General features: G+C 68.5%; 10 protein-coding genes. 5 read left to right on the top strand and 5 right to left on the bottom strand.

Features of this window, described 5'->3' with window-relative positions; all coding sequences use genetic code 11:
* The first annotated feature begins 223 nt into the window (after positions 1-223).
* Both FB561_RS24150 and FB561_RS24145 read left to right on the top strand, forming a co-directional pair.
* Positions 224-919, top strand: a complete 696-nt coding sequence (locus FB561_RS24150; protein ID WP_145810517.1) for a peptidoglycan-binding protein — start codon at positions 224-226, stop codon at positions 917-919.
* 46 nt (positions 920-965) lie between these two features.
* Positions 966-1,883, top strand: coding sequence for a C40 family peptidase (locus tag FB561_RS24145; protein WP_145810515.1), 918 nt, complete (start codon positions 966-968; stop codon positions 1,881-1,883).
* 58 nt (positions 1,884-1,941) lie between these two features.
* Here the strand turns inward: FB561_RS24145 and FB561_RS24140 are convergent, their stop codons facing one another.
* From FB561_RS24140 to FB561_RS24130, 3 genes are read right to left on the bottom strand one after another with little or no spacing between them, the layout of a single operon-like run.
* Positions 1,942-2,919, bottom strand: a complete 978-nt coding sequence (locus tag FB561_RS24140) for an ABC transporter permease (RefSeq protein ID WP_145810513.1) — start codon at positions 2,917-2,919, stop codon at positions 1,942-1,944.
* A gap of 4 nt (positions 2,920-2,923) precedes the next feature.
* Positions 2,924-3,862 carry a carbohydrate ABC transporter permease gene (locus FB561_RS24135; RefSeq protein WP_145810511.1) on the bottom strand — a complete coding sequence of 313 codons (939 nt, stop codon included), beginning with the start codon at positions 3,860-3,862 and terminating at the stop codon, positions 2,924-2,926.
* A 4-nt stretch (positions 3,863-3,866) separates the two neighbouring features.
* Positions 3,867-5,624 (bottom strand): extracellular solute-binding protein, encoded by a 1,758-nt coding sequence (locus tag FB561_RS24130; protein WP_170284752.1) that lies wholly within the window; start codon positions 5,622-5,624, stop codon positions 3,867-3,869.
* Between the two features lie 163 nt (positions 5,625-5,787).
* Between FB561_RS24130 and FB561_RS24125 the strand changes: the two genes are divergently transcribed.
* Positions 5,788-6,264, top strand: a complete 477-nt coding sequence (locus FB561_RS24125) for an NUDIX hydrolase (RefSeq protein WP_145810506.1) — start codon at positions 5,788-5,790, stop codon at positions 6,262-6,264.
* 55 nt (positions 6,265-6,319) lie between these two features.
* On the opposite strand, the gene polA is transcribed toward FB561_RS24125, so the two are convergent.
* On the bottom strand, positions 6,320-9,022 hold the full coding sequence (polA, locus tag FB561_RS24120) for a DNA polymerase I (RefSeq protein WP_145813313.1): 2,703 nt from the start codon (positions 9,020-9,022) through the stop codon (positions 6,320-6,322).
* Positions 9,023-9,151: 129 nt separating this feature from the next.
* Between polA and FB561_RS24115 the strand changes: the two genes are divergently transcribed.
* Entirely contained in the window at positions 9,152-9,595 is a 444-nt protein-coding gene (locus FB561_RS24115; protein WP_145810504.1) for a hotdog fold thioesterase, read from the top strand.
* Here FB561_RS24115 and FB561_RS24110 read toward each other — a convergent pair.
* Entirely contained in the window at positions 9,559-10,182 is a 624-nt protein-coding gene (locus tag FB561_RS24110; protein ID WP_145810502.1) for a GNAT family N-acetyltransferase, read from the bottom strand. The genes FB561_RS24115 and FB561_RS24110 overlap by 37 nt on opposite strands.
* 149 nt (positions 10,183-10,331) lie before the next feature.
* Between FB561_RS24110 and FB561_RS24105 the strand changes: the two genes are divergently transcribed.
* Positions 10,332-11,066 carry a DUF554 domain-containing protein gene (locus FB561_RS24105; RefSeq protein ID WP_145810500.1) on the top strand — a complete coding sequence of 245 codons (735 nt, stop codon included), beginning with the start codon at positions 10,332-10,334 and terminating at the stop codon, positions 11,064-11,066.
* Positions 11,067-11,075: the final 9 nt, after the last annotated feature.

The raw sequence follows: 11,075 nt of genomic DNA, 5'->3' as shown, positions 1-11,075 counted from the left end.
CCGGGGCGGACAGACGGTCGATCTGCGATTTCGTGGTGCCCGTCCATCGTAGCGACGCCCGCGACGGCTGGAACCCCCGAAGGCGCGCCAGGTTTGGGGGTGGTGGGAGTACCGGAGGAGTACTGGCGGAGTACTGCCAGTACGGCGCCAGCAGCGATCCCTAACGTCGACACCGAGTTGCCCGCACAGCGGGCGCGCACCGTCCGAGGTCGAAGGAGACGTGATGGGTACGGAAGTGACAGTGGGGTTGTCGCGGTCGGCTGACCTCCGGTTTCGAGCGAAAGCGGCGGCGTTGCTGTGCGCCGTACTGGTGGCGATCGGCGCGATCCCCCCAAGTCCGGCGGCCGCGGCCGAAGCCGGGACGAGCGCCGTCACCTTGTGCGATGTGGTGCTGGAGTACGGCGAGTCCGGGAGCTGCGTCGAGCGGTTGCAACGGCGACTCAACGAGCTGGGTCTCAACTGTGGCAACGTTCTGGCCGTCGACGGCGTGTTCGGGACGGCGACCCGGATGCGGGTCTTCGCCTTCCAGGGCCGGAACCGGCTGGACCTCGTCGGCGTGGTCGGACCGGTGACCCGGGCCAAGCTCGCCGACCCCGACGAGGGGCTGGCCGTCGCCTGTGACGCGACCGTCGAGAGACAGATTCGCGCCGTCTTCCCGGCCTCGATCGCGAACAAGGCGGTGCGGGTCGCCCGCTGTGAGTCCGGGCTCAACCCGATTGCCGTCGGCCTGAACACCAACGGGACCAAGGACGTCGGCGTTTTCCAGTTCAACACCGGCGGAACTCTCCAGGAGTTCCTGCCGGGACGCGACACCGGCGAGAAGATCGACCGGGCCCTGAGCTCGGCCGACAACATCCACGCCGCCTACGACCTGTACCGCGCGCGCGGCTGGCAGCCGTGGACCTGCCGCGACGCCTGACCGTCCAGCTGTACCCGCAGGGAACCCGCCCGAAAGGAACCGCATCATGCAATGGAAACGTGCCAGACGCAGTATCACGACCTTGGCCCTGGCCTTCGCCACCGCGGTCGCCGGCGCCGTCATGGTCGCCTCGCCCCCGGCGTACGCCGACGGATTGGCCAACCCGAGCGGAACGCTGACGGTCGAGTGTCCGGGCGCCAGCGCCTTCGTCCAGGTCGACTGGCTCGGCCCGAACCGGGTGACGATCCGCTGGCGCCTTGAAGACACCGGCACCGCGACCAACATCTCCCCGGTGATCCGTATCCAGGCGGTCGACGGAGACGGCACCGTGGCACCGATGACGTTCCCCAGTGGGGACACCTTCTTCGTCCTCCGGGGCGGCAACGGCCACAGCGAGGTCGGCCTGAAGGCGGACTGGAACCCCGGCAACATGGCGGATCTCAACCATCTGAAGGTGAAGGTCCAGAACGGAACGACCGACCAGGGCACCTCCTGCACCGAGTCCCGCAACATCTTCAACTGGAGCAGGATCGCTTACAACATCGCCCTCAGCCGGGAGGCCAAGGGCTACCGGCTCGGCGGACTGGGACCGGACTTCTACGACTGTTCCGGGCTGACGCTGACTTCGTACAACGCGATTCCGCTCTTCAACGACTTCAACCTCGGCACCGTCCGTACCGCCGAAGAGATCTACGACTGGGCAAGGACGCACACGTCTCCCGCGAAGGTGTACGCGAAGCGGGTTCCGCGGGCGGACGCGAAGGTCGGTGACCTGTTCTTCTACGAACGAACCGCCGCCAACGGCCGCGACATCACCCATGTCGGCTTCTACGCGGGCAACAACACCCAGTACGACGCCCTCAGCCCCGAGGCCGGGATCGACACGCACGACATCAGCAGTAGTTACTGGACCAGCAGGCTTGTGGAGGTCTACCGCATCCTCGGCGTCTCCACCGACGGCTGACGCACGCCTCGGTGCCCCGCCCGAACCACCGGGCGGGGCACCTGGAGCCGCGATGCACTCACCAGAGGCTGGACTTGGCGAAGCGGCGAGCCAGCGTGTTGGCGACGACCAGCAGGACCAGGCCCACCAGCGAGCGGAACAGGCCGATCGCGGCCGCGTAGCTGAACTGCGGGATCTGGGACACGAAGCCGAGCTTGTAGACGTAGGTGTCGATCACCTCGGACGTCTGCAGGTTCAGCGGGTTCTGCAGCAGCAGCACCTTCTCGAAGCCGACCGACATGATCGAACCGATGTTGAGGATCAGCAGGATCACCGCGACCGGCCGGATCGCCGGCAGGTCGACGTGCCAGACCCGGCGCAACCGCGACGCGCCGTCGACGATCGCGGCCTCGTGCTGCTCCGGCGACACGCTGGTCAGCGCGGCCAGATAGATGATCGCGGAGAAGCCCATCGTCTGCCAGGCCGCCGACCAGACGTACAGGTGCCGGAACCAGTCCGGGTTGCTCAGCACCTCGATCGGGCCGACCCCGAACAGGCCGAGGAACTGGTTCAGCACGCCGGTGTTCGGGTCGACCAGGACGACGATCAGCCCGACCACGACCACGGTCGAGATGAAGTGCGGCGCGTACGTGATCATCTGCACCGACCGCCGGTACCAGCGCCGCCGGGCCAGGTTCAGCCCGAGCGCGAGGATGATCGGCAGCGGGAAGGTGACCAGCAGCTCGTACCCGTGCAGGACCAGGGTGTTCTTGATCAGCCGCCAGAACTGGTACGACTCGACGAACCGCTCGAAGTGCTTCAGCCCGACCCAGCGGCTGCCGAGGATCCCGTCGATGACGTTGTAGTCCTTGAACGCGATGATCGCGCCGTACATCGGCCAGTACGCGAAGATCGCCAGCCAGACCAGCGGCAACGCGAGCATCAGGTACAGCTGCCAGTGCTTGCGCATCCGGGCGCGCAGACCGAGCGTGTGCTTGCGAACCGGGCGGGGCGCGGTGGTCGCCGCCGGGGCCCGCTCGAGCATTTCGGTGGCCATGGCGTCAGCCCTTCAGCGAGCCGACCATGGCCCCCTTGACGAAGTGCTTCTGCACGAAGGGGTAGATCAGCAGGGGTGGGATGGTGGCGATCACGATCAGCGAGAACTTCAGCTGCTCCTGGAGTTCCTTCATCCGGACCAGCTCGGCGACGTCACGGACCTGGGACGGGTCGACGTTGCTCTGGACAAGGATCTGGCGGAGTACCAGCTGGAGTGGGAACAGGTGCTCGCTGGTCAGGTAGATCAGCGCGTTGAACCACGAGTTCCACTGCGCGACCGCGTAGAAGAGCAGGTTCACCGCGATGATCGGTTTGCTCAGCGGCAGGACGACCCGCCAGAAGAAGCCGAGATCGTTGCAGCCGTCCATCCGGGCCGCCTCGGCCAGGTCCTCGGGGATCGTGGTCTGGAAGTAGGTCCGGGTGATGATCACGTTCCAGACCGCCATCGCGGTCGGCAGGATCATCGCCCACCGGGTGTCCAGCAGGCCGGTCCGGTCGACCACCAGGTAGTTCGGGATCAGCCCGCCGTTGAACATCATCGTGAACAGGAACAGCCCGAGGATCAGGCCCTTGCCGGGCAGGTCCCGCCGGGACAGCGGGTACGCCGCGAGCAGCGTCAGCGCGGTCGCCAGCAGCGCGCCGCCGATCGCGTAGACCACCGAGTTGCCGAAGCCCCGGACGATGCCGTCGTAGTCGAAGATCGACCGGAACGACTCCAGGCTCAACCCGACCGGCCACAACCAGACCTCACCGGACTGGACGTTCTTCGGTTCGCTGAAGGCCGCGCTCAGCACGTACACCAACGGATACAGGACCGCGAGCGAGAAGAGACCGAGCGCGGTGTAGTTGCAGACCAGCACGATCCGGTCGGCCCGCGTCTCCTTGACCGCGGCCGGCAGGTAGTCGTCGGACTCGCGCTCCGGTGCTGCCTGGGTCGTTGTCATGCGCTCACCCCTGGAAGCTCTCGTAGGCGGCCTGCTGGATGTCGAGGTACGGCCGCAGCCCGATCTTGTCCAGCCGGCCGAGGTAGTCGTTCCACTGCCCGTCGTCGGCCGGGTCGGCCTTACCGGTCACGAAACGCGCCATCGTCTGCACCACCTCACCGCTCAGGTCGAGCAGCAACGACGCGTCCAGCGCGGCCTGGTCGCCCTCCAGCGCGACCGGCGGGAACTGCTGATCGACCTCGACGGCGTACGGGAAGTACCGATCCCGAGTCTGCTCGTACAGCGGCTTCTCGAACGTCGGCTTGGCCGGGTCGACGCGCTCGGCCAGCCGGAAGTCGCCGGAGCGGTAGTTCGGGTTGCGCTGCGCCCAGGTGTCCTTGGTCTTGTCCGGCGCCCAGGTCCCGGAGATCCCGAACAGCGCCTGCTTGCCGCTGATCGCCTTGTCACCGCGCTTGGCGAAGCTCCAGCTGCCGGGACCGGCGTACGCCGCCATCATCACTTCGAGGTCGAGCTGGAAGTCGGCCCAGCGGACCAGGAGATCCGGGCGCCGGCACTTGCGGGTGATCACCAGCCGCGGATCGAAGCCGGTGTAGTGATCCCAGTTGGCGACCCGGAAACCGTCGGGGCCTTCCAGCGGCGGCACGGCTTCGTAGTCGTGCCAGCGCGCGGTCGGGTCCTCCACGTCGACGTCCATCGCGCTGCCCCAGTAGTTGCCCTGGAACACGCCGAGCAGGGGTCCGTCCTTGTTGTTCCCCGCGCGCTCCAGCTGCTCGGCGGTCATGCTGAACGCGTCGCGGTTCAGCAGGCCCTCGGCGTACAGGCTGTTCAGGTACTTCAGGCCTTCGCGCCAGCCTTCCTGGGAGTACGACGTCTTGACCTTGCCGCCGTCGACGACCAGCCAGGGCGAGCCCGGGTTGTAGAGGAACGCGTTCATCACGAACTTGTCGACGGTGACCTGGTTGCTGCCGTCCTCCTTGTAGCCGACGAACGGCAGGGTCCGTCCGCGGCCGGCCGGGTCGGCCTTCTTGAACGCCCGAAGGACCTCGCGGAACTCGTCGGTGGTCTTCGGCATCGCGAGTCCGACCTGCTGGAGCCAGCGGGCGTTGATCCAGGTCCGCGACTTGCCGGCCCGGCAGTGGTAGCAGTCGTTGAAGGACGGGTAGACGTACACGCCACCGTCCGGGGACGTCGACAACTTCTTGGCCAGCGGGTAGTCGTGGAACATCTGCTGCAGGTTCGGGGCGTACTTGTCCGTGTACTGCGTCTGGTCGACGAACAGGTTCTGCGCGCCGTACAGGTAGAGCTGTGAAGGGCTGAACTTCACGCCCATGAACGCGTCCGGGATGTCGCCGGCCGCGATCATCGCGTTGACCTTGATGGTCACGTCCTCGTCGGCGCCGGCCACCTGGCGGAACTCGATGGTGATTCCGGTCCGCTGCTCCAGCCATGCGGTGAACTTGTTCTTCGACCAGTCGCCGACGGTCAGGTCCTGCGGTACCACGACGACGAACTTCGTCGGCTCGGTGACGATCGGCCCGAGCTTGCGGGCCACCGGACCGACGTATCCGTCCGGGTACGGGATCCCGCTCGTCTTCGGTCCAGGTGTCACCGGCGGAGCCGCGAGACTGTCCGGACTCGCGCCGACCGCCTCGCCGGGACCACAACCGCTGAGCAGGCTCGCCGAGCCCGCCGCCGCGGTCACCCCCAATGTTCCTGCGACGAACCGCCGTCGCGTCAGCCCCCGGCCTTTCTCCTGCTGCATGCGTACCTCCTGGGCGTGGGAGTACGGATTCAATATCCGATAGGATCTACGGATAATCCGGGAGGATTGCACACAACTGCTCGATGCGGAAGGGCTCGGCGCAGCACCGCCGACTTCGGCCAGGGCTCTACCCCGGCGTGGCTGGAGCACTAGGCTGCGGGGCATGGCGACTCCGAAGTTCATCCTGCAGCTCCGGGAGAAGATCGGTCACGATCCGCTCTGGCTGCCGGGGATCACCGCGGTGGTGCTCGACGACGCCGAGCGGATCCTGCTGGTCCGGCGCGCCGACGACGGCCGCTGGAGTCTTCCGGCCGGCATCCTCGAGCCAGGTGAGGAGCCCGCGGTCGCGATCGTCCGCGAGATCCGCGAGGAGACCGCAGTCGAGGCCGCCGTCGACCGGCTGGTCAGCTTCGAGTCGTTGCCTCCGCACACCTATCCGAACGGCGACCAGGTCCAGTACCTCGACCTCTGCTTCCGCCTGCACCCGCTCGGCGGCGAAGCTCGCGTGAACGACGACGAGTCCCTCGAGGTCGGCTGGTACCCGCTCACCGACCGCCCGGCCCTGACCGACCGCGAGGAGCGCTGTATCGCCAACGCCCGCCGCGACGACCTCCTGCCCGTCTTCGCCACCACCGGCTGAAGCGGGTCACCGCCGCTTCAGCCGGGTGACCGAAGGTCGTGCTCTCCGTGCTTCGTCAGTGCGCGGCCTCGTGCCAGGTGCGGCCGACGCCGACGGAGACGTCGAGCGGGACGGCCATCTCGACCGCTGCGCCCATGTCGTGGCGGACCAGCTTCTCCAGCTCGTCGCGCTCGCCCGGGGCGATCTCGAAGACCAGTTCGTCGTGGACCTGGAGCAGCATCCGCGACTTCAGGCCGGACGTCCGCAGCGACGCGTCGACCTTGAGCATCGCCATCTTGATGACGTCCGCGGCCGACCCCTGGATCGGCGCGTTCAGCGCCATCCGCTCGGCCATCTCGCGGCGCTGCCGGTTCTCGCTGGTCAGGTCCGGCAGGTAGCGCCGGCGGCCCAGGATGGTCTCGGTGTACCCGCTCTTGCTGGCGTCGCCGACGATGCTGCGCAGATAGTCGCGGACGCCGCCGAAGCGCTCGAAGTACTCGTCCATCAGGCCCTTGGCCTCGTCCACGCCGATCTTCAGCTGCTGGCTCAGCCCGTACGCCGACAGCCCGTACGCCAGGCCGTAGTTCATCGCCTTGATCTTGGCGCGCTGCTCCTGGGTCACGTCGGCGGCCTCGACCGAGAACACCCGCGCGGCCGTCACCGAGTGGAAGTCCTCGCCGGAGTTGAACGCCGAGATCAGCCCCTCGTCCTCCGACACGTGCGCCATGATCCGCATCTCGATCTGGCTGTAGTCGGCCGACATCAGCGCCTCGAACCCGGCGCCGACGACGAACGCCTCGCGGATCCGGCGGCCCTCCTCGGTCCGGATCGGGATGTTCTGCAGGTTCGGGTCGGTCGAGCTGAGCCGCCCGGTCGCCGCGATCGTCTGGTTGAACGTGGTGTGGATCCGGGCGTCCTTCGGGCTGATCGTCTTCAGCAGCCCCTCGACCGTCTGCCGCAGCCGGGTCGCGTCCCGGTGCGCCAGCAGGTACGCCAGGAACGGGTGCTCGGTCTTCTCGAACAACGCCTGCAGCGAGTCCGCGTCGGTCGTGTACCCGGTCTTGGTGCGCTTGGTCTTCGGCATCTGCAGCTCGTCGAACAGCACCACCTGCAGCTGCTTCGGCGAGCCGAGGTTGATCTCCTTGCCGATCACTTCGTACGCCGAGGTGGCCGCCTCCCGGACCCCGGTCGCGAACCGCTCCTCGAGGTGCTGCAGGTACTCCCGGTCGACCGCGATGCCGTCCCGCTCCATCCCGGCGATCACGTCGATCAGCGGCAGCTCCACGTCGGCCAGCAACGCCGTCCCGGCCTGCTTCTCCAGCTCGGCGTCAAGGGTGTCGGCCAGGTCCGCGATCGCGCGGGCGCGCAGCATCGTGGCGTCCGCGGCCGGCCCGCCCTCGACATCGTCGAAGCTGAGCTGGCCCTCGGCGACGTCCTCGGTGCGCAACTCGCGACGCAGGTACCGCACGGTCAGGTCGGCCAGGTCGTACGAGCGCTGGTCGGGGCGCACCAGGTACGCCGAGAGCTCGGTGTCCGAGGTCAGTCCGGCCAGGATCCAGCCGCGCTCCAGGAACCCGAGCAGCGGGCCCTTCGCGTCGTGCAGCACCTTGGGCTGCGCGGGATCCGCGAGCCAGGCCTGCCAGGCCGCGTCGTCGTCGGGGGTCAGCGTGGCCGGGTCGAACCAGGCCGCCGCGCCGGTCGTGGTGGCCAGCGCGAGCCCGGTGATCTCCCCGGTCCCGCGGCCCCAGTGACCCTGCACCGCGACGCCGACCCGGTCGCCGGAGCTGACGTTCTCCTTCAGCCAGCCGGCCACCTCGCCCGGCTTCAGCTGCGCGCCCTGCAGCTCGAACCCCTGCTCGACGGTCTCGTCCACCTGCTCGTGCTCGGCGACGAGCCGCTCGCGGAGTACGCGGAACTCCAGGCTGTCGAACAGCGTGTGCACCTTGTCCCGGTCCCACGGCTGGCGAGCCAGGTCGTCGACTGTGACGTCCAGGCTGAGGTCGCGGACCAGCTCGTTGATCTGCCGGTTCCGGATCACGTCGGACAGGTGCTCGCGCAAGGACTCGCCGGCCTTGCCCTTGATCTCGTTCACCCGGTCGACCACGTCGTTCAGCGAGCCGAACTGGTTCAGCCACTTGGCCGCCGTCTTCGGGCCGACCCCGGGCACGCCCGGCAGGTTGTCGCTGGTCTCCCCCACCAACGCGGCCAGATCCGGGTACAGCCGCGGGGTGACGCCGTACTTGTCCTCGATCGCGGCCGGGTCCATCCGGGCGATCTCGGACACGCCACGCTTCGGGTACAGCACCGTCACGTCGTCGCTGACGAGTTGGAACGCGTCCCGGTCGCCGCTGCTGATCAGCACCTCGAAGCCCTGCCCGGACGCCTGCGTCGCGAGCGTGGCGATGATGTCGTCGGCCTCCCAGCCGTCGATCTCGGTGGTCGGGATCCGGAGCGCCTCCAGCACCTCCTTGACCAGCGAGACCTGTCCCTTGAACTCGTCCGGCGACTTCGACCGGCCGGCCTTGTACTCCGCGTACTGCTCGGAGCGGAACGTCTTGCGGGACACGTCGAACGCCACGCAGACGTGCGTCGGCTGCTCGTCGCGCAACATGTTGATCAGCATCGAGGTGAACCCGTACACCGCGTTGGTGTGCTGACCCGTCGTGGTGGAGAAGTTCTCCACCGGCAGCGCGTAGAACGCCCGGTACGCGAGCGAGTGCCCGTCCAGCAGCAGGATCCGCGGCCTCGGTCCGTCGCCGGCCGTCGGGTCCTTGGTCATCGTCGTCGTATTGGTCTCTGCAGCCACGTACCGACTCTAGTGGTTGCCGGGGACAGTTCCGGAACGCGCACGCGGGCGGCTGACGTAGTCTGCGAGTCGACGTGTCCGGCGACCCCGAGGAGACCCGCTGTGAGTGACGAACCGACCGCCGCGGCGCTGCCGGCCGGGATGGCGACCGAGAACACCCTGCTCGACCTGATGGGCATCATGGTCACCGAGGCGTCGCCCGAGCGGGTCGTCGCCACCATGCCGGTCAAGGGCAACGTCCAGCCGTACGGGCTGCTGCACGGCGGCGCGTCCTGCGTGCTCGCCGAGAGCCTCGGCTCGATCGGCTCGGCGCTGCACGCGGCGGCGTACGGGAAGGTCGCGGTCGGCGTGGACATCAACGCGACGCACCACCGCGCGGTCCGCGAAGGCGTGGTCACCGGTGTCGCCACCCCGATCTACCTGGGCCGCACCACCACGTCGTACGAGATCGTCATCACCGACGAGCGGGACAAGCGCGTGTGTACCGCGCGGATCACCTGTCAGCTGATTCAGACGCCGCCCGGCAAGCCGACGCCGTCGGAGTAGTCGCGCTCCTCGACGACCACGGGACGGCCGAGCTGGGCCCGTCGCGCGACCACGGAGCGTCGTGACGAGAGCAGGGCGAGCAACTTCGGCGCGTGCTCGGTACCGAGGCGGCGACGTACCGTGTGCGTGCTCGCGAAGCGCAGGACCGCGGCCTGGCCGAGTCCGAGACGGGCGAGGAACCGGTTCGCCTCCCGTGCGACCGCGGGGGCGACCACACCGAGGTGCGGGCAGTTGCTCTGCTCGGCCCACGCGGCGGCTTCTGCGAGCAGTGCCTTGCCGAGACCGTGCCGCCGAGCGCGCGCGGTGACATGGAGGTACTCGACCGTGACGGTGACCTCTTCGTGCAACGGGCTGATCGGGGTGCGGCGCAGGTACGCCATCCCGCAGACCCGGCCGTCGAGCTCGCCCACGACCAGCCGGCCGGTCGGGTCGTCGGTGAGCCGACCGAGCGCGGTCCGCGCGGAGGAGATCGTCGGCGGGGCGAGCATGCGCTGGTGCCCGGCCCCGAGGGACAGCTCACTCCACAGCATCACCACCGTGTCCGCGTCGTCCGGACAGGCGTCGCGAACCTCGATGGCTGGCGCCACGTCGGCCTCCTGGTCAGGTCCACCCCCGAGGTGAACAGGACGGGCGGATACGCTCGTCCCCGCGCAACAGTAGGGCCTTCACGGTCCGTTGCAAAGTGACGGCACCACCCACCCAGCGGCCGGATCCGGCCGCGTCGCGAGGAGCAGGCGTGTTCATCGGAATCGGTACGGTCGTGAACGTCGCGACCGTACTCGTCGGATCCGTACTCGGCGTCCTGATCGGGCACCGGCTGCCGCAGCGGACCCGGGACCTGGTCACCGACGCGCTCGGCCTGGTCACGTTGCTGATCGCGATCACCTCGGCACTCGCCGTCGGCGACCAGGTGCTGAGCGCGGCCGTCGGCGGCAGCGCACCGATCCTGATCGTGCTCGGCGCCATGCTGATCGGCGGGATCGCCGGCTCGCTGCTGCGGATCGAGCAGCGGCTGGAGGACTTCGGCGGCTGGATGCAGCGCCGGTTCAGCCGCGGCGAGAGCACGTTCGTCGAGGGATTCGTGACGGCGTCGATGGTGTTCTGCGTCGGCCCGTTGACCTTCCTGGGCTCGTTGTCCGACGGACTCGGCCGCGGCGCGGACCAGCTGTTGCTCAAGTCGGTCCTGGACGGCTTCGCCTCGATCGCCTTCGCCGCCTCCCTCGGCTGGGGCGTGGCCGCCTCCGCACTCGTCGTGCTCGTGGTGCAGGGCCTGATGACCCTGGTCGGCGCGCTGCTCGGCGACGTCCTGCCCGAGGCGCACGTCACCGCCCTCGGCGCGACCGGCGGCCTGCTCCTCATCGGCGTCGCGCTGCGGCTGCTCAAGCTCAAGCAGGTCGCCGTCGCGGACATGCTGCCCGCGCTGATCGTCGCCCCGCTGCTGGTGCAGCTCCTGATCGTCGTCCGCGGCTGACCCCCAACA

Source organism: Kribbella amoyensis (assembly GCF_007828865.1).
GTDB classification, from domain to species: Bacteria; Actinomycetota; Actinomycetes; order Propionibacteriales; family Kribbellaceae; genus Kribbella; species Kribbella amoyensis.
The sequence above is the reverse complement of the archived record's forward strand: the minus strand, read 5'-3'. Positions and strand labels throughout refer to the sequence as shown.

What these genes read in the sequence shown, in the direction of transcription:
- FB561_RS24150 (WP_145810517.1), top strand. Translation starts at nt 224, where the DNA reads ATGGGTACGGAAGTGACAGTGGGGTTGTCGCGGTCGGCTGACCTCCGG.
- FB561_RS24125 (WP_145810506.1), top strand. Translation starts at nt 5,788, where the DNA reads ATGGCGACTCCGAAGTTCATCCTGCAGCTCCGGGAGAAGATCGGTCAC.
- FB561_RS24145 (WP_145810515.1), top strand. Translation starts at nt 966, where the DNA reads ATGCAATGGAAACGTGCCAGACGCAGTATCACGACCTTGGCCCTGGCC.
- FB561_RS24130 (WP_170284752.1), bottom strand. Translation starts at nt 5,624, where the DNA reads ATGCAGCAGGAGAAAGGCCGGGGGCTGACGCGACGGCGGTTCGTCGCA.
- polA (WP_145813313.1), bottom strand. Translation starts at nt 9,022, where the DNA reads ATGACCAAGGACCCGACGGCCGGCGACGGACCGAGGCCGCGGATCCTG.
- FB561_RS24140 (WP_145810513.1), bottom strand. Translation starts at nt 2,919, where the DNA reads ATGGCCACCGAAATGCTCGAGCGGGCCCCGGCGGCGACCACCGCGCCC.
- FB561_RS24135 (WP_145810511.1), bottom strand. Translation starts at nt 3,862, where the DNA reads ATGACAACGACCCAGGCAGCACCGGAGCGCGAGTCCGACGACTACCTG.